The organism is Brucella sp. NBRC 12950 (genome assembly GCF_030268145.1).
Lineage (GTDB): Bacteria > Pseudomonadota > Alphaproteobacteria > Rhizobiales > Rhizobiaceae > Brucella.
In genome coordinates, this window is the sequence record NZ_BSQC01000001.1 from 292,749 (window position 1) to 311,685 (window position 18,937).

Genomic DNA, 18,937 nt, shown 5'->3' on the forward strand with positions numbered 1-18,937 from the left:
AAAACGCCAGAGAGGAAAACCTGCTCTGGCGCTGATCTCATAAGGAAGGTTTAAGCTTACTTCTTGCGGAAAGAATCAAGCGAAACGACATCCGCAGATGGCTTGGATTCTGCATCATCGCCTTCTGACGCTTCGTTTTCCTTGGCGGCTGCATCTTCCTTTTCCGCAGCAGTTTTGCGCGGTTTTGACTTCGGCTTTTTGGCCGGGGCTTCTTCAGAAGAAATCAGCTCAATCGAAGAAATATTACTGCCTTCGTCATTGTCACTGGTCGGCTGGACGACGGACACGTCGAATTCCAGCTCGAAGTTCACGGAAGGATCGTAAAAACCGCGGATAGCCGAGAACGGAACGGTCAGCTTTTCAGGGACATCACCGAAGGACAGACCAATCTCAAAAAGCTGGTCTGTCACTACCATATCCCAGAACTGGTGCTGTAAAACGATCGTCATCTGCTCAGGGTATTTTTCCTTGAGGCGCGATGAAATGCGCACACCAGGCGCTCCCGTCAGGAACGTGATGAAGAAGTGGTGGTTTCCAGGCAAGCCAGTTGACGCGACCTCCGCAAGAACCTTGCGAATGACGCCGCGGAGGGCTTCCTGAGCCAAAATATCGTAACGGATCAAATCCTGTACCATGATTTGCTTATCCCACGGATTCGCGGGTTGATGTCAAGTTTGTTCTCAATTGAATTGAAAATTATATCGTGAAAAAGCTCAACTCCCACGAGGGTGGGACTGTAAAAGCAATCAGGCCGCGAATGTGAGGGGGAAGGAAGACCTAAGCGCGTTTGCCAAATGCCATCAGAAACGTCCGGACACCATTGATCGAGCTTTTCTCGATAATGCTATCATCCACACTTTGCCCTGTCAGGAGGTGGTAGTGAATGTCAGCATTGATAAGTGCCAGATAATGGCGAGCGGCGAGGTCCGGATCCTCAATCTGCAAATCGCCTGCAAGCGCAAGGCGAGCCAGATGAGCGGCAATTGCTGGCACGGCTTGTGCGGGGCCGCGATTACTGCAAATATCGCTTTTCAACGGCAGAGCATCTTCGTCGGATTGAAAAAGTTTGCGAAGAAAAACAGTAGAAGAGTCATAAACGCAGCTACGACTCATCCTAATGGAAAATGAGATCAGAGCCTTTTCCAGATTTTCGCACGACTGCGGAAAAGTGGCTAAAACAGCAAAAAGGCTAGCAGTCATCCGGTCAAAGGCATCATCAACGACAGCAGCCAGTAGTGCTTCCTTGTCGCGATAATGATTATAGATCGTCTGACGGGATACTCCGGCTTCGCTGGCAATCAGATCTATGCTCGCACCTTGAAACCCATCGCGGTAAAAGACGCGGGCTGCAGCGCAAAGAATGAAGTCGCGCTTCATGCATTGCCCCGGTTTCACTGCCGCAGAATTCATCCCTTTTGAAAGGGTGGCACGTCTGTCCGGCAGAACGGCTATATCGAGCATGTCAGTAGGTTTCATATTCATAACATAAGACGACTTGACGGTTTGGACAATAGTGTCTAATTTTACACTCGTGTCAAAACGGTTTTGACATCTCGTCCATTATGCGGATTGCTACACTGTTTTTAAAGGCTGCGATATCCGGTTGGGGGCCGGTTTGTCACAGATATAATTGAAAATATTCAGCAATAACATGTGGATAGACATCCGGTTGCGATATTTCGACCCTGACCTGCCATCCTCCCAAGCGATGACCCGGGGCCGAAATCGTAACAGGCGACTCACGAAACATTGATGAAAGTGCTCCCCCCATGAGTTCAGGCACCCGTTTAGGATCCTCATCTGGCTCTGCTACTTCCGGTCTCGTGCGCAACGCAATTATTCTGGGTCTTTTGTCAGCAATAGGTCCGTTTGCGATTGATATGTATCTGCCAGCATTGCCGACGATTGCGACTGATCTGCGCGCTGAAACCGGTGCAGTTCAGATGAGCCTTCTGGCGTTTTTTATCGCTTTGGCGATTGCACAGCTATTTTGTGGCCCGTTATCTGACATGGTGGGGCGCAAGGTGCCTCTTTATGGCGGACTTATTTTGTTTGCGATCGGCAGCGTCGGGTCAGCTTTGGCGACCAATATTGATGTCCTTGTGATGTTCCGCTTCCTTCAGGGTCTTGGAGCTGCTGCCGGTACGGTGATCCCGCGTGCTGTGGTGCGTGATCTCCATACAGGCGTGGATGCTGCACGATTAATGTCGCTGCTCATGCTTGTGTTCTCGATTTCACCGATCCTCGCGCCTTTGAGCGGCTCGGTGCTTATCGATTTCTTTGGTTGGCGCGGCGTGTTCTGGGCGGTGCTTGTCGCGGCTCTTGTCGGCATCGTGCTGGTTGCAACAGCTCTGAAAGAAACGAGAGGGGCCGAAGCTCGTCTAGAAAGTAATCTCAGCAGCGCATTGCGCGGCTATGGACGCTTGCTCAAAGATCGTTACTTCATGGGACTGGCTGCCATTGGTGGGTTCGGTATCGCTTCTTTCTTTGTCTATCTGGCTAACTCGTCGTTCATTTTGATCGACCATTATGGCCTGACCAGAAGCCAATATGCTGTTGCATTCTCAGTGAACGCGGTCTCGTTCTTTAGTGTGTCGCAGCTCAATGGTGTTTTGGGTGCCCGTTTTGGGCTGCGCCGCGTGATGCGCGTGGCGGTATCGGGATTTGCAGCTGTTATGCTTGCGATGTTCGCTGCCGTGCTAATGGGTCATCATTCGCTTTGGCTAATTGCCAGCTTCCTGTTTGTCGGTTACGGTTTCCTTGGTCTGGTTATCCCTACAACTGCAGTGCTTGCACTGGAAGACCATGGTGAAATTGCGGGAACTGCCTCAGCACTTTTGGGAACACTGCACTTTGTGATTGGCGGTATCGCAATTGGTATCACAGGTGCTTTCTTCGATGGTTCGGCACTGCCGATGATAGGCGGAATCGCCGCCTGTGCCGTGACGGCTTTCCTGCTTGCGCTGATTGTTTTCTCGCGCAAGGCAGAGCCGGATACAGAAGCAGCAATAGTCTAAAACAGAACGGCTTCAGATTTTCTGGAGCCGTTTTCATTTAAGCCGCTGTAATTTTGTAGAGAAGTGGAGGCTTCTGTTGCCAGGTGCCTCCGAACCCCGCCTTAAGGTGCTAACCCTAAGGGCTTTAGAGTGGGTTTCCCGCACCGCCATTAGGCAGCGAGAGCGTAACCCTGAGCTTTGTTGTCATTTGCAACTACTCAATTGACCCGATAACGGTGGTATCATGCCGAGCAAAAGAGCGATCTTTACACCCTTGTCGATCCTATTTCGCCCCCGCCGCAGCGCAACTCGCTATTAATGCTTCTTGCGTTGTGGTGGAGGCGCCGGGTACCGCCCCCGGGTCCAATAGGTTTATTACATCGTCCATTTATCACCATAGTCAGCTTGCGCTGACACGCCGTATATAGGCGTCCTTCCCTTCGATTGGAAGGGGGTAGTTATGATTTAACAGGTTGTTCGCCGATCTTGCTCTTCGCTTTTAGCGTTCATTTTTATTGACAGTCAGCGCAGGCTGGTCAATCCTCACTCCACTACCGGTGCATGCTGGATAGAAACAGAAATATCCAGCTGTGGCGGAGGTTTAATCGGGGCAGATACCCAATCTAAGGAGAGTGGATATATGAGTGACTATCTCGCGGATGTCCGTCGTTATGATGCTGGCGCTGATGAAGCCGCTGTCGAGAAGATCGTAAAGCATCTCGGCATTGCGCTGCGCAATCGCGATTCCTCTCTAGTTTCAGCAACCGATCCGGAAGAACTCAAGCGCGTGCGCGATAGCTGGGTAGCGAAGAAGCTCGGTGTTGCCGACGCTGCCAAGGCTGAAGAAGTGGTCAACCATGTAGCTGAAGTGATGAAGGGCGACCGCAACAAGCACCGCGTCACCTTCTATTATCTCGTCGCAAAGCAGCTTGGTAAGCTCGGTGACCTCTGATCCATTCACTCCCTTGTGGAGTTTGAAACCTCGGTGCCTCGTCGCGCCGAGGTTTTTCTTTATAGTGGTCCTAAAGCGAATCGGACTCGGAAAGTTTCCCTATGCGTACCTATCTCGACCTTCTCCAGCATGTGCTCGACAATGGCGTTGACCGTGGCGACCGTACCGGAACGGGCACGCGTTCGGTTTTCGGTTATCAGATGCGATTCAATCTGGCCGAAGGGTTTCCGGTTCTGACGACCAAAAAGCTGCATCTGCGCTCAATCATTCATGAGCTGCTGTGGTTTCTCAAAGGCGATACAAATATCGCCTATCTTAAGGAAAACGGCGTTTCGATCTGGGATGAATGGGCCGATGAGAATGGCGATCTCGGCCCTGTCTATGGCTATCAGTGGCGCTCATGGCCAGCACCGGATGGTCGCCACATTGATCAGATTGCGAATCTTCTCAAGATGTTGCGTGAAAATCCTAATTCACGGCGTCTGATCGTATCTGCGTGGAATCCGGCGCTGGTTGATGAAATGGCGCTGCCGCCATGCCATTGCCTGTTCCAGTTCTACGTGTCTGATGGCAAGCTTTCCTGCCAGCTTTATCAGCGTTCGGCAGATATTTTCCTGGGCGTTCCTTTCAACATCGCATCCTATGCGTTGCTGACGATGATGATTGCGCAAGTTGCGGGCCTTGAGCCGGGAGACTTTGTGCATACCCTTGGTGATGCGCATATCTATTCCAATCATTTCGAGCAGGCGCGTTTACAGCTGACCCGCACGCCAAAAGCATTGCCGACCATCCGGATCAATCCGGATGTCAAAGATCTGTTTGCCTTCCAATTCGAAGATTTCGAACTGGTCGGTTATGAAGCTGATCCGACGATTAAAGCTCCGATTGCGGTGTAAGATATGACTGCTCAAAATCCGATTGTATCGATCATTGTGGCTGCTGCGGAAAATGGTGTCATTGGCCGTGACAATGACATGCCTTGGAAACTGTCTACCGATCTTAAGCGCTTTAAGGCTCTCACACTTGGTAAGCCGGTGATTATGGGGCGGAAGACATGGGAATCTATTGGCCGGCCTTTGCCGGGGCGTCCTAATATCGTGATAACGAGAGATGCGAATTTTGCAGCCGATGGCGCTCAGATTACAGCTTCACTCGAAGATGCAATCAATCTCGGTCGCAAACTTGCAATAGAGCTGGGTGTCGATGAAGTCTGCATTATTGGTGGTGGCAAGATCTATGCGCAGGCGCTACCATTGGTCGACAAGGTGCATCTGACGCGGGTTCTGGCCACGATTGATGGTGACACGTATTTCCCAGAAATCGATTCGGATATCTGGCAGGCAATTTCGAGTGAAGACGTGCCTGCAGGCGAAAAAGACAGTCATCCAACACGCTATATTCAGTACGAACGGCGTGTTGCGTAAATTATAACGCAGGAAATTTGCCGCCTCACGTTGAAAGCGGCCCTCGCGATGCCTATAAAACGGTAACATTAGTTGATGACGGGAGGTGGCGCTTGCTTTCCCGTCTCCCGGACGAGAGGTGAGGATGCCCTGGAGTAATCAGAATGGCGGCGGCGGCCCATGGGGTGGCGGCGGCGATAATAATAACGGCAATAACAATAATAATGGCGGCAACGGTGGCCCATGGGGGCAGGGACCGAAGGGACCGCGCGGTGGCGGACCAAACACACCGCCGGATCTTGAAGACATTCTCCGTAAGGGTCAGGACCGTCTGAAAAAAGTTTTTCCAAGTGGCAGTGGCGGCAAGGGCGGCAGCAATCGCGGCGTGTTTTTCCTCATCGGCGCAGCGGTGTTGGGTTTCTGGCTTTTTCAGTCGGTCTATACCGTTCAGCCTGATGAACTCGCCGTGGAACTTCGCTTTGGTAAACCAAAGGCTGAAGTTTCCGAGCCGGGCCTGCATTTCCATTTCTGGCCGATCGAGACCTATGAAAAGGCTCAGATCGTCGAAAAGCAGATCAATATCGGTGGGCAGGGCTCGCGTAACGCCACGCAGGGCCTGATGCTGACGGGCGATCAGAACATCGTCAATGTTCAGTTCTCGGTGCTTTACCGCGTATCAGATCCGCGTGCATACTTGTTCAATGTCGATAATCCGGACTCGATGGTCCAGCAGGTTTCGGAAAGTGCGATCCGCGAGATCGTCGGCCGCCGACCAGCTCAGGACGTGTTCCGTGATAACCGTGCTGCCATTGCGCAGAGCGTTCGCGACATCGTTCAGGCAACGCTTGATCGCTACAATGCCGGTATTCAGGTCAACGCCGTTTCCATCGAAGATGCAGCGCCGCCGCGTGAAGTGGCCGATGCGTTCGATGAAGTACAGCGTGCTGAACAGGATGAAGACCGCTTCGTAGAAGAATCCAACCAGTACTCCAACCAGCGTCTCGGTCAGGCGCGCGGTGAAGCAGCCCAGCTTCGTGAAGAAGCAGCTGCTTATAAGAACCGTGTTGTCCAGGAAGCTGAAGGTGAAGCGCAGCGTTTCAGCTCGGTGCTTGGCGAATATCAGAAGTCGCCGGAAGTTACCCGTAATCGTCTTTTCCTAGAAACGATGGAACAGGTACTCAAGAGCACGAAAAAAGTCATCGTGGAGCCCGGAAAAGAAGTCGTGCCTTATCTGCCTCTGAATGAACTTATGCGTCAGCAGCCGCGTCCCGGTGCAAACGCAACCACGACCGGCGGAGGTGCACAGTAATGTCTCAGAACAGGCTTCCGATTATTGGCGGTATCATCGCCGTCATCCTTTTCCTGGCATACTCGGCCACGTTCATTGTTAACGAACGCCAGCAGGCAATCGTTCTGCGCTTTGGTCAGATTGTTGCTGTGAAGACTGAACCAGGCATCTATTTCAAAATGCCTTTCGGCTTTCTTGATGCAGATACCGTGCAGTTGATCGATGATCGTCTCCTGCGCTTCGATCTTGATGATATCCGTGTTCAGGTTTCGGGCGGTAAGTTCTACGACGTGGACGCGTTCCTCGTTTATCGTATTACTGATGCCCGCAAATTCCGCGAGACAGTTTCGGGTAGCACTTTGCTCGCCGAACAGCGCCTGCGTACGCGTCTTGATGCTGCATTGCGTGGCGTTTACGGTCAGCGTGGCTTTGAAGCTGCACTCTCCGAAGAACGCGGCGACATGATGCGTGAAGTGGCAAACCAGATGCGCGCTGACGCGACTTCGCTTGGTCTCACGATTGAAGATGTTCGTATTCGTCGTACCGATCTGACAGCTGAAGTTTCGCAGCAGACCTACGACCGCATGAAGGCAGAACGTCTTGCAGAAGCAGAACGTCTGCGTGCGCGTGGTCGTGAAGCAGCGCAGCGTATCCGCGCTATTGCTGATCGTCAGGTTGTGGAAACGCTTGCTGAAGCACGTAAGGAATCTGAAATCCTTCGCGGTGAAGGCGAAGCACAGCGCAGTGATATCTTCGCTCAGTCTGCGTCTAAGGACCCTGGCTTCTTTGCCTTCTATCGTTCGATGGCAGCGTATCGCGAAGCTCTCCAGACACCAGACACAACGCTTGTTCTCTCGCCGGATTCGGAGTTCTTCAAGTTCTTCCGTGATGCTGGTGGGAAACTGGCAACGCCGTCTCAGTAAGAGAAATTATCGCAAATGAGCGATTTTCTAGCCGCCGTAGGTCTTCTCTTCGTCTTCGAAGGGCTGCTCTACGGCGGCTTTCCTTTTTTTGCCAAAAAGCTTGCGCGCGATGCATCAGAAGCGCCCGAAAGCATGTTGCGGATTGCAGGGCTTTCGGCATTGGCAATTGGCGTCTTCATTGTCTGGCTTGTCAGGGGATAAGCCGGTTCATTCATTATATTTCTGCTCGTCGCTCTATGCGGGGCCGTAAACAGGCCGTATTTTGCAGCGATCTAAACTTCTGGATTTCTTATCGCAGACAGAAACGGAGCAGAGCTTCATGGCAATTGCACCCAAGGCGAGATTTGCTCGCACCCTTCTAGCAACCGTAGCTCTTGGAGCGATGAGTTTTACAGGGACAGTTGCAATTGGCACCGCACCTTCGTTCGCCCAGCAAACAGCACCAATCAGGCAGGGGCCGGGTTCTGTAGCTGATCTGGCTGAAGGGCTTCTGGACGCTGTCGTGAATATTTCGACATCGCAGACCGTCAAGGAAGATGGTGAAGAAGACGGCGGTGTGCCTATGCCACAGGTGCCGGAAGGTTCTCCGTTTCAGGAGTATTTCAACGACTTCTTCAACGATAAAGACGGCGCAAAGAAAAACGATTCGCGCAAAGTGCAATCGCTGGGTTCGGGCTTTGTGATTGATGCTGAAAAAGGCTTTATCGTCACAAACAACCACGTCATTGCCGATGCAGATGAGATCGAAGTGAATTTCGTTGACGGTTCCAAGCTGAAAGCGGAGCTGGTGGGGAAGGACACAAAGACCGATCTTGCCGTGCTGAAAGTTGATCCAACGAAGCATAAGCTTAAATCCGTGCAGTTTGGTAATTCGGACAAGGCGCGTATTGGCGATTGGGTGCTGGCAATCGGTAATCCGTTTGGCCTTGGCGGCACAGTGACTGCCGGTATTATTTCCGCACGCAAGCGCGATATCCAGTCTGGCCCTTATGATGATTTCATCCAGACGGATGCCGCAATCAATCGCGGTAATTCCGGTGGTCCGCTGTTTGATATGGACGGCAAGGTGATTGGTATCAATACGGCGATCTATTCACCATCGGGTGGTTCTATCGGTATTGGTTTTGCTATTCCGGCTGAAATGGCTGTTGGCGTTATCGATCAGCTTAAAGAGTTTGGTGAAGTGCGCCGAGGCTGGCTCGGTGTTCGTATCCAGCCGGTCACTGATGATATTGCCCAAAGTCTTGGCCTGAAGGAATCTAAAGGCGCATTGATCGCCGGTCTTATCGAAAATTCAGGTGTCGACAATAAAGAGATCAAAGCGGGTGACGTTGTGATCCGTTATGACGGTAAGCCGGTAGAGCGCGCGCGTGACCTGCCGCGTCTTGTTGCCGAAAGCGCTGTCGGGGATGAAGTCGAAGTTGTTGTTGTCCGCGATGGCGAAGAGAAAACCGTAAAGGTCAAGCTTGGCCGTTTGGTCGAAGACGATAAGAGCAGCGAGGAAGCGACCGAAGATCAGGCACCTCCGCCAGATATGGAAGAAGGCGAAGAGGGTGAAGAAGTTCCAAACGCTCCTAAGAAGGAGCAAAAGGAACAGGCTGGCACGTCGGTGCTCGGTATGAAGCTTTCGGAAATCAACGACGATGTGCGTGGCGAATTTGGCATTGCCGAAGATGTGGAAGGGGTGGCTGTACTTTATGTTGCTCCCGGTTCTGCTGCTGGTGAAAAGCGTATCGAAACCGGCGACGTGATTGTCGATATCGGACAGGTTACTGTGAAGTCACCGGCTGATGTGAAGAAGCGAATTGATGCTCTGCGTCGTGAAGGCCGTAAGAATGCGTTGCTGATGCTTGCGTCGCGTTCCGGCGAACTGCGTTTTGTGACAATCCGCATCGACTAAATATTCTTTTCTTAAACAAAAAAGGCGTCGCAACAATTTGCGACGCCTTTTTTCATTGTAGTTTGAATCATTTAGGCGGGGTAGCTCTGAATGTGATTCTGTTCTTCGTGTAGTTTGCTAAGCGGTAGACGACGTGATGTTTGAGGTGAGGCGTTTCGTCAGGCACATTGGGATGATCGAAGTCGCCAGTCTCATCACGAGCCATACCTATACGCTGCATAACAGATGTTGAACGGTCATTGTTAAACACTGCAAAGGATACGACCTCGGGAAGGTTCAGTGTTTCGAAGGCATAAGCCAGAAGCGCGTTGCCAGCTTCCGTTACATAGCCTTTGCCCCAGAAACGATGAGCTAGTCGCCAGCCGATTTCGACAGTACCTTTTGGAAAATGCGGTTCAAGGTCAGTGCAGGCAAGGCCTGCAAATCCGATGCATTGCCCGCTCAGTTTTTCTTCGAGTGCGTAGAAGCCAAATCCAGTTTCAGTAATCATTTTCTGCAGACGCTCAAACAGATCATCCGATTCTGCACGATTGCGCCGAAATGGAAAGAAACGCATCACCTCATCATCGGAGTTGATCTCGTGCATCAATTCACGATCTCGATCTTCCCAGTTACGAATAATGAGGCGAGGCGTTTCCAGAATAATCATTCAACGAAATCCGATTTGCGATAGCCCTGAATATAGAGAAGGGCGGTCAGATCACCATGATCGATACGCACTTTTGCCTGCGCTGCGACAGCTGGTTTTGCGTGAAGCGCGACTCCTGTGCCTGCGAGCTGGATCATGCCAAGATCGTTGGCCCCGTCACCCACAGCAATTGCATCCTGCGGGGTGAGGCCAAGACGGTCAGCGATTTCGACCAGCTTTTCCACTTTTGCTTCGCGGCCGAGGATCGGATCGGAAACGGCGCCGCTTAGATGCGCGCCATCATGAAGAAGTGTGTTGGCGCGATCTTCGTTAAAGCCAATCATTTCTGCAACACGGCGTGTGAAGGATGTGAAGCCACCAGACACAAGTGCCGTATAGGCGCCGTGCTTGCGCATGGTGCGCACCAATTCGACACCACCCGGCATAAGCGAAATGCGGGTCGAGATAACCTTGTCGATCACCGACAGTGGCAGACCTTTGAGAAGTGCTACGCGTTCACGAAGTGCCGGTTCGAACTCAATTTCGCCATTCATGGCACGGGCAGTGATCGCTGCAACATGTTCACGAAGACCGGCTTCTTCCGCCAGTTCATCAATGCATTCCTGCTGGATCATGGTGGAATCCATGTCTGCAATCAGAATTTTCTTGCGCCGGCTTTCCTGTTCCTGCACCACGACATCAACTGGAGCGCCATCAAGGGAAGAGCGCAACGCCTGATCTGCTTCTTCATGGCTTAAACCGGAAGCAAGCGGTATATCGCAGGCGATGCCATCGGCGAGCCAGTAAAGCCCGCTTGCATTCACTGCTGCCGAGGCTTTAATCCCCAAGGAAGGAATAAGCGACGCTTTGGCCGGATTGGCAATCAGTGTAGCAACGAGGGAAGCGGATCGGGACATGAGGAATATTTCCTGCGATGAGTGAAGCGGCAAAGGGTGCAATCCTGATAGCTGGCCCAACGGCCAGCGGCAAGTCGGCTCTTGCTCTTCATATGGCAAAGAAGACCGGCGGCTTCATCGTGAATACCGATTCCATGCAGGTTTATGATGTGCTCGACCTTTTGAGCGCTCGCCCGCAATCTGACGAGCTTCGTGAAGCCGAGCATTTTCTTTACGGCCATGTCGCGCCATCAGTATCCTATTCGACGGGAAAATGGTTTGCAGATGTCGAAGCCCTTTTATCGCGTGCGGATCTCAGAACCCGCACACCGATCTTTGTCGGGGGCACCGGACTTTATTTCCGTGCGCTTTTAGGCGGTCTTTCACAGATGCCGGAAGTGCCTGCAGATGTGCGCGAGCACTGGCGCAATAGAATGAGTGAAGAAGGGGCAGAAGCGCTCCACAGTGCTCTTACAGAACTTGATCCGGAGATTGCCGCCACACTGCGCCCGACTGACAGTCAGCGTATTGTGCGTGCGCTGGAGGTGTTTGAAGGAACGGGCAAGTCGCTGCTGCACTGGCAGAAGAATACCGGAACGGCTCTCGTTGATGATGCAAGCGCAACAAAGATCGTGTTGCTGCCCGACCGCAAATGGTTGGGCGAGCGGATTGCTCAACGTTTCAATCTCATGTGGGACCATGGGGCGCTTGACGAAGTGCGGGTGTTGAACGCTCTTCATCTTGATCCGGCATTGCCAGCGATGAAGGCGATCGGGGTGCGCGAGATTTCGGCATTTTTTGCGGGTGAGATGACGCGTGAACACGCTATCGAGCGATCGATTATCGCCACCCGCCAATATGCCAAGCGGCAATCAACATGGTTTCGCAACCAGCTTGACGAGAGCTGGAAGGTGTTCTCCTCAGGTGAAAATGCCCTGTCAGGGCAATAATCTTATCGAGAGGCGCAGTTTGACAGAAGAAAATATCGCGCTTCATACATTTATGCGTTGACGACACGATTTTCGCTGATTACTCTCGCCGCCATGAACAGAACAGCTCTTATTCTTGTGGTACGTACGCGCATGGGCAGGATGGTGTAACCATCCGGCGAAAGCTCCCATGCGCGAAAGACAGGCTCCCTCGGGGGCCTTTTTTGTTATCTAAACATCAACGAAATTGAATATGTAAAGCAGACGGGAAGTGACGACGATGACGGCAGCAACAAGCGAGGCGGCGACGATCTCCGCGGGGCAACGCGAAATGACCGGCGCGGAAATGGTGGTTCAAGCTATGATCGATCATGGCGTGGAGCATCTTTTTGGTTATCCGGGTGGTGCAGTGCTGCCGATCTATGACGAACTTTTCCAGCAGGACAAAGTTCAGCATATTCTGGTTCGTCACGAGCAGGGCGCTGGCCATGCGGCTGAAGGCTATGCACGTTCGACCGGCAAGGTTGGGGTTATGCTGGTGACATCCGGCCCAGGTGCGACCAATGCGGTTACGCCTTTGCAGGACGCGCTGATGGATTCGATCCCGCTGGTCTGCATTTCCGGTCAGGTTCCAACATCACTCATCGGTTCCGATGGTTTTCAGGAAGCTGATACCGTTGGCATCACCCGTCCATGCACCAAGCATAACTGGTTGGTTCGTGACGTAAATGATCTGTCTCGCGTTCTGCACGAAGCGTTTCACATTGCTTCGACTGGTCGTCCGGGTCCGGTTCTGGTTGATATTCCAAAGGATATTCAGTTTGCGACCGGCATCTACACGCCACCGCAGACATCGCCGCGCACAAGCTATCGTCCAACCATTGAAGGCGACAAGTCGGCTATCGCGCAGGCTGTTGAAATGCTGTTGACTGCAAAGAAGCCGGTCATCTATTCGGGTGGCGGTGTTATCAACTCTGGTCCTGCTGCAACGAAGCTGCTGCGCGAACTGGTTGAGATCAGCAATTTCCCGATCACCTCGACTTTGATGGGGTTGGGTGCTTATCCTGCATCGGGCAAGAACTGGCTCGGTATGCTCGGTATGCATGGCACATACGAAGCCAACATGACCATGCATGATTGCGATGTCATGCTGTGCGTTGGAGCGCGTTTTGACGACCGTATCACGGGCCGTCTGAATGCATTCGCTCCGCATTCGCGCAAGATTCACATCGATATTGATCCATCGTCGATCAACAAAAACGTTCGCGTTGATGTACCGATCATCGGTGATGTTGCGCATGTTCTGGAAGATATTGTTCGCCAGTTCCGTGCTTCAGCAAAGAAGCCTGAGAAGAACGCGATTGCTGCCTGGTGGGAGCAGATCGACCGCTGGCGTTCTCGCAATTCGCTGGCTTATGCGCCAAACAAAGACGTGATCATGCCGCAATATGCGTTGCAACGTCTGAACGAGCTGACCAAAGACCGTGATACATACATCACCACTGAAGTCGGCCAGCATCAGATGTGGGCTGCACAGTTCATGGATTTCGAAGCGCCAAATCGCTGGATGACATCGGGCGGTTTGGGAACGATGGGCTACGGCTTGCCAGCAGCTTTGGGCGTGCAGATTGCACATCCTGACGCACTGGTCATTGATATCGCCGGTGATGCCTCTATCCAGATGTGTATTCAGGAAATGTCGGCGGCCATTCAGTACAATGCGCCAATCAAGATTTTCATTCTGAACAATCAGTATATGGGCATGGTTCGTCAGTGGCAGCAGTTGCTGCATGGCAATCGCCTGTCGCATTCTTATACCGAAGCAATGCCTGATTTCGTGAAGCTCGCAGAAGCTTACGGTGCCCATGGCATTCGTTGCGACAAGCCAGCTTTGCTTGATGATGCAATCATGGAAATGATTGATATCAAAAAGCCGGTCATCTTCGATTGCCGTGTCGCCAATCTCGCCAACTGCTTCCCAATGATCCCATCTGGCAAAGCGCATAATGAAATGCTGTTGCCAGATGAAGCGACTGACGAAGCTGTTGCCAATGCCATTGACGCCAAGGGCCGTTCCCTAGTCTGATCCGGAGTGAAGAATATGAACGCACAAAATCTAGCATCCGGCTCGGCATATTTCATTGCAGCCGATACCCAGACACCGGAAACACACACGCTATCGGTTCTCGTTGATAATGAACCGGGTGTTCTAGCCCGCGTAATCGGCCTGTTTTCGGGGCGTGGCTATAATATTGAAAGCCTGACTGTTTCTGAAACCGAGCATGAACATCATCTGTCGCGCATTACGATTGTTACGCGCGGCACGCCGAATGTGCTTGATCAAATCCGTCATCAGCTGGAGCGTATTGTTCCTGTTCATCGCGTGGTTGACATGACGCATCGCGCTGTCGAGCTTGGCCACGAGCGCCCAATTGAGCGTGAACTTGCGTTGATTAAAGTGGCAGGAAAGGGCGAGGCACGCGCTGAAACTCTGCGCCTGACTGATGCTTTCAATGCGAAGATCGTTGATGCAACGACCGAGCATTTCATCGTCGAGATTACCGGTAAGACGGCCAAGATCGACCAGTTCATTTCGCTGATGAAGCCACTTGGTCTCGTGGAGATTTGCCGGACCGGTGTGGCTGCAATGAACCGCGGTCCTCAGGGACTCTAAGTTACGTAAATCGAGACAATATCGGTTGAAACCGGCACAATGTTTCGATTGTGCCGGTTTTTTATTGGGCTAATTTGTCCTTGTTAGCTGGATCAATCCAATGTCTTTTGAAATTTTCTTAGCGCTTCTCGTATTCGCCTTTGTTTCTTCCGTTACCCCTGGCCCCAATAATCTGATGTTGCTTGCATCGGGGGTGAACTTCGGTTTTCGGCGCACAGTCCCGCATATGTTGGGCATTGGCGTGGGCTTTTTCGTGCTGCTGCTAGCGGTTGGCTTTGGCCTTGGCGCGCTGATCGAAACGGTGCCGTCATTCTATACATCGCTCAAATTCGCGGGCGGGGCCTATATGCTTTATCTAGCATGGAAAATTGCTACCTCGCGCTCCATCGGGGAATCCAAGGCCAGTGATAGCGGCGTGCCGATGACATTTTTTCAGGCTGCTGCCTTTCAATGGGTTAATCCCAAAGCCTGGGTGATGGCGATCACCGGCATTGCGACCTATGCCAACCACGACAACTACTACGTGGCAGTGCTGTTGGTGAGTGCCGCCTTTGCGATTGTGAACCTGCCGAGCGTGTCGGTCTGGGCGGGGTTTGGCACATTGTTGCGCAACTGGCTTGCCGATCCCACCCGGTTGAAGTGGTTCAATCTGACCATGGCCTTGCTGCTCGTTCTGAGCTTGTGGCCGATGTTAAAATAACGAGTTGAAGAGGTGAATGATGTCTGCGCTTCCTACCTATGACGATGTGGTATCTGCAGCTGAACTGATTGAAGGGCAGGCGCATCGCACGCCCGTCTTCACCTCATCGACCATTGATCGCGAAACAGGCGCGCAATTCTTTTTCAAATGCGAGAACTTTCAGCGTATCGGAGCGTTCAAGTTTCGTGGGGCATACAATGCTCTGTCGCGCTTTAGCGATGAGCAGAAGAAGCGCGGTGTCCTTGCCTTTTCGTCTGGAAACCATGCGCAAGCGATAGCTCTTTCGGCGAAATTGCTCGGCATAGCTGCCACGATTATTATGCCTGAAGACGCGCCCGCTGCAAAACTGGACGCAACGCGTGGCTATGGTGCAAAGGTTGTGACCTATAACCGTTATACTGAAGACCGAGATGCGCTTTCAAAGCAGCTTGCGGAGGAGGGCGGTTTAACACTTATTCCGCCGTTTAATCATCCGCATATCATTGCGGGGCAGGGCACGGCAACCAAAGAGCTGATTGAAGAGGTTGGCCAGCTTGACGCGCTGTTTGTATGCCTTGGTGGAGGCGGTTTGCTGGCGGGTTGTGCTCTTGCGGCCAAAGCGCTTTCACCTTCATGCGATGTCTATGGGGTTGAGCCGGAAGCAGGCAATGACGGCCAACAATCATTCCGTTCTGGCAAGATCGTTCATATTGACGTTCCAAAAACCTTAGCCGATGGCGCGCAGACACAGGCACTTGGCGATATGACATTTGCGGTCATTCAGAACAGCGTTCACGATATTTTGGCAGTCAGTGACAATGATCTGGTGCAAGGCATGAAGTTTTTTGCCAGCCGAATGAAGATGGTGGTCGAACCGACCGGCTGCCTGGCGTTCGCTGGCGCTTTGCAGATGGTGCCAGGACTCAAAGGCAAGCGTATTGGCGTGATCGTCAGTGGTGGCAATGTCGATCTGGAAAGATTTGCAGCGCTGGTTGGCAGCTAAGTTGGGAAAGCGGCCGGAGAGTTACTCCAGCCGCTATTTTTCATTTGAGAAGGGCGTAGCCAAAGGTGTGGCACTCATCGATGCCGCATTGAACGCCCACCGAGGCGAAATTAATCACACCAATCGCAATCACATACAGACTGAGAGCTTTTGCCAACACGCGAAGTAGCGACTGATGCGTCAGAGATTTGTGTTGCATTTGCGAGTTCCCGCCCCAAACAATGAGTTGAAAAGCGAAGGCAATCAACAGCGCGACAGCAATGAGAATCGACCAGACGGGCATATGAAGGCCAAAGATTGAGGTGCCGATATATTCATGCCCAGGGCGAGGGTAGATATCCAACAATGTCTGCCGCACGGATACGATCAGCAGAAAAAGTGAGAAAATCATACTCATGCCAGTGTTACGGTATGAGAAACCATGTCGAAACTGCAAAATGATTCCGAAGCAAACACCAAACATCGCAACGCGTTGTAAAAGACAAAGCGGGCAAGGTATTTCGCCATTGGCATATTGCAGCACCATTGCTGCGGTCAAAATTGCTGCGATGACGGCCATCATTCCCAGAAGATAAATCGAGAGAAGAGTGGCGAATGTCTGCTGCTTTTTGGTGTCATGATCTGAGGCTAAATCAATCATGCTGCTGTTCCATCAGATTTTAAGCTCGGCGTGAAAGCAGAAGCGAACTGTTTCTGCATAGGCCGATCGATGACTTCTGTTTGAATCCAAGGCATTCGATAGCCGTATTCAGAACTATATATTTCCCAAAGAAACTGTTTTACGCCCAATACAAGGCAGAGAACGGCAAGAAATATTGCAACGGACTGACGTCCGAACCATGCGAAAATTAATGAAAGTGCCAAAACTGCAAAAACAAGAAGCATCATGATTGCACTCCTTCTATAAGTTTATACTGAACATGATTTATTAAGTTATGATGAAAGCGATTATAGGTACTTATAATTATTTGAATTACTAATTTATTCGTCAATATAATTTGCTTGTTTATTAGCTAACATTGGTGGTTTGTTGTGTGCGGCCTCATAGCTTTGATGCTGTTTTGTTCTCCTATTCACTTGTCTTTAAGTGCCGAATCCTGTCTGAACAGGGTATGCAGTTTTCACCGGAACAGGATCAGGCTTTAAAAGCCGTTGGCAAGTGGCTGAAGGAAGGGCGTTCCCCTATCTTCAGGCTGTTTGGTTATGCTGGCACAGGCAAAACCACGCTTGCGCGTTATTTTGCCGAGCATGTGGATGGTGATGTGCAATTTGCAGCCTTCACCGGCAAGGCCGCGCAGGTGCTACGCTCCAAGGGCGCAAACAATGCGCGCACGCTGCATTCACTGATCTATCGGCCGCGCGGTGAAGAAGCGATTGAAGATGAAACAACCGGTAAGACGTCTATCGCGCCGACATTTTCGCTTAACCGTCAAAGCCCAGTGGCCAAGGCCGCTCTGATCGTTGTGGACGAATGTTCCATGGTTGATGAGCAGCTTGGCCGCGACCTGATGACATTTGGCACACCTATTCTGGTGCTGGGTGATCCGGGACAGTTGCCGCCGATTTCGGGCGGCGGTTTTTTTACTGAGCACGAACCGGATTATCTGCTGACGGAAATTCATCGTCAGGCACGCGATAACCCGATCATCCGCATGGCGCTTGATGTGCGTGAGGGTCGTGAGCTTGCTTATGGCGATGAGGGAAGAGCGAAAGTCATTTCCAAATCCGAGGTTAATCAGGATCTGGTTCTTTCTGCCGATCAGGTTCTCGTCGGCACCAACCGTACACGCAAGCGCTATAATCAACGGCTGCGCGAGTTGAAGGGTTTTACTGCCGAATACCCGCAGGCCGGCGATAAGCTGGTTTGCCTGCGCAACGATCCGGCCAAGGGGCTTCTGAACGGCTCTCTCTGGAAGGTGATGACCTCGTCCAAGGAAACAGTGAAACCGGGAATTAATCTGCTTGTTTCGCCCGAAGACGAAGACCGAGGCGTCGCCAAGATCAAACTGCTCAAAGCGCAGTTTGAGGACCCGGATGCTGAAATTCCTTGGCAGACCAAGAAGCGTTTCGATGATTTTGATTACGGCTATGCACTGACGGTTCACAAAGCGCAGGGTTCGCAGTGGGATAATGTCGTGCTGTTCGATGAAAGCTATGCTTTCCGCGACACGCGCGAGCGCTGGCTTTACACCGCAATCACGCGTGCAGCCGAACAGCTGACAATCGTAAAATAATCATTGTTCCGCTGGTTCGGCGCTTAGCCACTCCCAAGCTTTGGGCTCATCTTCGGATTCGAATGTTTTCATTTCGATGGACAGAAACGGCTGCATGAGCGCGACGCTTGCCTGTATCCATAGCGGGCCGCCAACAATCGCATAACGTCGAAGGTGACGCAGAGATTTTGCACGCATCGACAGCATGCTCTCCGAAAATGCTGAACCCCAATCCACGCCGTCATAGCCGGTCAGGCGGATGAGCAGGTCGATTTCATCATGGCCTTCATAGGCTGCATCGAGCAGTCCATAAAGATTTTCGAGAGAAGCATCATCGAGATGGCCCTCGATAGCAAAAGCAAAGACATCTTCACGATTGGTTGGAATGCGACGGATGACAGGGATGTCCTCGTTGCGCATCGTTGACCTCCGGTTCTTAGAACGTCGTGTTAT

General features: G+C 51.9%; 21 protein-coding genes and 1 other RNA gene. 14 read left to right on the forward strand and 8 right to left on the reverse strand.

What is annotated here, in order from left to right:
* Positions 1-56: 56 nt before the first annotated feature.
* Together QSJ70_RS01360 and QSJ70_RS01365 are read right to left on the reverse strand one after the other, a co-directional pair.
* Positions 57-635 (reverse strand): SspB family protein, encoded by a 579-nt coding sequence (locus tag QSJ70_RS01360; protein WP_007875719.1) that lies wholly within the window; start codon positions 633-635, stop codon positions 57-59.
* A gap of 142 nt (positions 636-777) precedes the next feature.
* A complete protein-coding gene (locus QSJ70_RS01365; protein WP_285534540.1) occupies positions 778-1,482 on the reverse strand; it encodes a TetR/AcrR family transcriptional regulator in 705 nt (234 codons plus the stop codon).
* Between the two features lie 287 nt (positions 1,483-1,769).
* Here QSJ70_RS01365 and QSJ70_RS01370 point away from each other — a divergent pair, with 287 nt between their 5' ends.
* Entirely contained in the window at positions 1,770-3,017 is a 1,248-nt protein-coding gene (locus tag QSJ70_RS01370) for a multidrug effflux MFS transporter (RefSeq protein ID WP_285534542.1), read from the forward strand.
* A 62-nt stretch (positions 3,018-3,079) separates the two neighbouring features.
* Here the strand turns inward: QSJ70_RS01370 and ssrA are convergent.
* Positions 3,080-3,450, reverse strand: a transfer-messenger RNA (tmRNA) gene (gene ssrA / locus QSJ70_RS01375).
* A gap of 186 nt (positions 3,451-3,636) precedes the next feature.
* On the opposite strand from ssrA, the gene QSJ70_RS01380 reads away from it, so the two are divergent.
* From QSJ70_RS01380 to QSJ70_RS01410, 7 genes are all read left to right on the forward strand, one after another.
* Complete coding sequence (locus QSJ70_RS01380; RefSeq protein WP_007875715.1) at positions 3,637-3,948, forward strand: DUF2853 family protein; 312 nt, start codon at positions 3,637-3,639, stop codon at positions 3,946-3,948.
* 101 nt (positions 3,949-4,049) lie between these two features.
* Positions 4,050-4,844, forward strand: a complete 795-nt coding sequence (locus tag QSJ70_RS01385; protein WP_285534543.1) for a thymidylate synthase — start codon at positions 4,050-4,052, stop codon at positions 4,842-4,844.
* A 3-nt stretch (positions 4,845-4,847) separates the two neighbouring features.
* Positions 4,848-5,372 (forward strand): dihydrofolate reductase, encoded by a 525-nt coding sequence (locus tag QSJ70_RS01390; RefSeq protein WP_285534544.1) that lies wholly within the window; start codon positions 4,848-4,850, stop codon positions 5,370-5,372.
* A 124-nt stretch (positions 5,373-5,496) separates the two neighbouring features.
* Entirely contained in the window at positions 5,497-6,660 is a 1,164-nt protein-coding gene (gene hflK, locus QSJ70_RS01395; RefSeq protein WP_285534546.1) for an FtsH protease activity modulator HflK, read from the forward strand.
* Positions 6,660-7,562, forward strand: coding sequence for a protease modulator HflC (hflC, locus tag QSJ70_RS01400; protein WP_007875707.1), 903 nt, complete (start codon positions 6,660-6,662; stop codon positions 7,560-7,562). The genes hflK and hflC overlap by 1 nt, the downstream gene beginning before the upstream one ends.
* Positions 7,563-7,577: 15 nt before the next feature.
* Positions 7,578-7,763 (forward strand): DUF2065 domain-containing protein, encoded by a 186-nt coding sequence (locus QSJ70_RS01405; protein ID WP_007875705.1) that lies wholly within the window; start codon positions 7,578-7,580, stop codon positions 7,761-7,763.
* Positions 7,764-7,881: 118 nt separating this feature from the next.
* The gene (locus QSJ70_RS01410; protein WP_112805716.1) at positions 7,882-9,462 is read left to right on the forward strand and encodes a Do family serine endopeptidase; all 1,581 of its coding nucleotides are present in this window, start codon (positions 7,882-7,884) and stop codon (positions 9,460-9,462) included.
* Between the two features lie 67 nt (positions 9,463-9,529).
* On the opposite strand, the gene QSJ70_RS01415 is transcribed toward QSJ70_RS01410, so the two are convergent.
* Positions 9,530-10,111, reverse strand: coding sequence for a GNAT family N-acetyltransferase (locus QSJ70_RS01415; protein ID WP_285534549.1), 582 nt, complete (start codon positions 10,109-10,111; stop codon positions 9,530-9,532).
* Positions 10,108-11,007 (reverse strand): phosphoserine phosphatase SerB, encoded by a 900-nt coding sequence (gene serB, locus QSJ70_RS01420; protein WP_007875700.1) that lies wholly within the window; start codon positions 11,005-11,007, stop codon positions 10,108-10,110. Before serB ends, QSJ70_RS01415 begins: the two co-directional genes overlap by 4 nt.
* A 17-nt stretch (positions 11,008-11,024) precedes the next feature.
* Here serB and miaA point away from each other — a divergent pair, with 17 nt between their 5' ends.
* The 5 genes from miaA (at position 11,025) to QSJ70_RS01445 (ending at position 16,271) form a co-directional block, all read left to right on the forward strand.
* Positions 11,025-11,936 (forward strand): tRNA (adenosine(37)-N6)-dimethylallyltransferase MiaA, encoded by a 912-nt coding sequence (gene miaA, locus QSJ70_RS01425; RefSeq protein ID WP_285534551.1) that lies wholly within the window; start codon positions 11,025-11,027, stop codon positions 11,934-11,936.
* A gap of 259 nt (positions 11,937-12,195) precedes the next feature.
* Positions 12,196-14,001, forward strand: coding sequence for an acetolactate synthase 3 large subunit (locus QSJ70_RS01430; RefSeq protein WP_285534552.1), 1,806 nt, complete (start codon positions 12,196-12,198; stop codon positions 13,999-14,001).
* A 15-nt stretch (positions 14,002-14,016) separates the two neighbouring features.
* Positions 14,017-14,589 carry an acetolactate synthase small subunit gene (ilvN, locus tag QSJ70_RS01435; RefSeq protein ID WP_285534554.1) on the forward strand — a complete coding sequence of 191 codons (573 nt, stop codon included), beginning with the start codon at positions 14,017-14,019 and terminating at the stop codon, positions 14,587-14,589.
* A gap of 100 nt (positions 14,590-14,689) precedes the next feature.
* A complete protein-coding gene (locus QSJ70_RS01440) occupies positions 14,690-15,289 on the forward strand; it encodes a LysE family translocator (RefSeq protein ID WP_105518712.1) in 600 nt (199 codons plus the stop codon).
* Between the two features lie 19 nt (positions 15,290-15,308).
* A complete protein-coding gene (locus tag QSJ70_RS01445; RefSeq protein WP_285534555.1) occupies positions 15,309-16,271 on the forward strand; it encodes a threo-3-hydroxy-L-aspartate ammonia-lyase in 963 nt (320 codons plus the stop codon).
* A gap of 40 nt (positions 16,272-16,311) precedes the next feature.
* Here QSJ70_RS01445 and QSJ70_RS01450 read toward each other — a convergent pair whose 3' ends face one another.
* Both QSJ70_RS01450 and QSJ70_RS01455 read right to left on the reverse strand, forming a co-directional pair.
* Positions 16,312-16,911, reverse strand: a complete 600-nt coding sequence (locus tag QSJ70_RS01450) for a disulfide bond formation protein B (RefSeq protein ID WP_285534556.1) — start codon at positions 16,909-16,911, stop codon at positions 16,312-16,314.
* Positions 16,908-17,159 (reverse strand): hypothetical protein, encoded by a 252-nt coding sequence (locus QSJ70_RS01455; RefSeq protein WP_285534557.1) that lies wholly within the window; start codon positions 17,157-17,159, stop codon positions 16,908-16,910. The genes QSJ70_RS01450 and QSJ70_RS01455 overlap by 4 nt, the downstream gene beginning before the upstream one ends.
* Positions 17,160-17,383: 224 nt before the next feature.
* On the opposite strand from QSJ70_RS01455, the gene QSJ70_RS01460 reads away from it, so the two are divergent.
* Positions 17,384-18,505 (forward strand): ATP-dependent DNA helicase, encoded by a 1,122-nt coding sequence (locus QSJ70_RS01460; protein WP_064320802.1) that lies wholly within the window; start codon positions 17,384-17,386, stop codon positions 18,503-18,505.
* Here QSJ70_RS01460 and QSJ70_RS01465 read toward each other — a convergent pair whose 3' ends face one another.
* Positions 18,506-18,904: a SpoIIAA family protein gene (locus QSJ70_RS01465; RefSeq protein WP_285534558.1), complete on the reverse strand. Its 399-nt coding sequence runs from the start codon at positions 18,902-18,904 to the stop codon at positions 18,506-18,508.
* Positions 18,905-18,937 lie beyond the last annotated feature (33 nt).

Bases quoted from the DNA above. Each gene is read 5' to 3' on its own strand.
- QSJ70_RS01360 (WP_007875719.1), bottom strand. From the start codon at position 635: ATGGTACAGGATTTGATCCGTTACGATATTTTGGCTCAGGAAGCCCTC.
- QSJ70_RS01365 (WP_285534540.1), bottom strand. From the start codon at position 1,482: ATGAATATGAAACCTACTGACATGCTCGATATAGCCGTTCTGCCGGAC.
- QSJ70_RS01370 (WP_285534542.1), top strand. From the start codon at position 1,770: ATGAGTTCAGGCACCCGTTTAGGATCCTCATCTGGCTCTGCTACTTCC.
- QSJ70_RS01380 (WP_007875715.1), top strand. From the start codon at position 3,637: ATGAGTGACTATCTCGCGGATGTCCGTCGTTATGATGCTGGCGCTGAT.
- QSJ70_RS01385 (WP_285534543.1), top strand. From the start codon at position 4,050: ATGCGTACCTATCTCGACCTTCTCCAGCATGTGCTCGACAATGGCGTT.
- QSJ70_RS01390 (WP_285534544.1), top strand. From the start codon at position 4,848: ATGACTGCTCAAAATCCGATTGTATCGATCATTGTGGCTGCTGCGGAA.
- hflK (WP_285534546.1), top strand. From the start codon at position 5,497: ATGCCCTGGAGTAATCAGAATGGCGGCGGCGGCCCATGGGGTGGCGGC.
- hflC (WP_007875707.1), top strand. From the start codon at position 6,660: ATGTCTCAGAACAGGCTTCCGATTATTGGCGGTATCATCGCCGTCATC.
- QSJ70_RS01405 (WP_007875705.1), top strand. From the start codon at position 7,578: ATGAGCGATTTTCTAGCCGCCGTAGGTCTTCTCTTCGTCTTCGAAGGG.
- QSJ70_RS01410 (WP_112805716.1), top strand. From the start codon at position 7,882: ATGGCAATTGCACCCAAGGCGAGATTTGCTCGCACCCTTCTAGCAACC.
- QSJ70_RS01415 (WP_285534549.1), bottom strand. From the start codon at position 10,111: ATGATTATTCTGGAAACGCCTCGCCTCATTATTCGTAACTGGGAAGAT.
- serB (WP_007875700.1), bottom strand. From the start codon at position 11,007: ATGTCCCGATCCGCTTCCCTCGTTGCTACACTGATTGCCAATCCGGCC.
- miaA (WP_285534551.1), top strand. From the start codon at position 11,025: ATGAGTGAAGCGGCAAAGGGTGCAATCCTGATAGCTGGCCCAACGGCC.
- QSJ70_RS01430 (WP_285534552.1), top strand. From the start codon at position 12,196: ATGACGGCAGCAACAAGCGAGGCGGCGACGATCTCCGCGGGGCAACGC.
- ilvN (WP_285534554.1), top strand. From the start codon at position 14,017: ATGAACGCACAAAATCTAGCATCCGGCTCGGCATATTTCATTGCAGCC.
- QSJ70_RS01440 (WP_105518712.1), top strand. From the start codon at position 14,690: ATGTCTTTTGAAATTTTCTTAGCGCTTCTCGTATTCGCCTTTGTTTCT.
- QSJ70_RS01445 (WP_285534555.1), top strand. From the start codon at position 15,309: ATGTCTGCGCTTCCTACCTATGACGATGTGGTATCTGCAGCTGAACTG.
- QSJ70_RS01450 (WP_285534556.1), bottom strand. From the start codon at position 16,911: ATGATTGATTTAGCCTCAGATCATGACACCAAAAAGCAGCAGACATTC.
- QSJ70_RS01455 (WP_285534557.1), bottom strand. From the start codon at position 17,159: ATGATGCTTCTTGTTTTTGCAGTTTTGGCACTTTCATTAATTTTCGCA.
- QSJ70_RS01460 (WP_064320802.1), top strand. From the start codon at position 17,384: ATGCAGTTTTCACCGGAACAGGATCAGGCTTTAAAAGCCGTTGGCAAG.
- QSJ70_RS01465 (WP_285534558.1), bottom strand. From the start codon at position 18,904: ATGCGCAACGAGGACATCCCTGTCATCCGTCGCATTCCAACCAATCGT.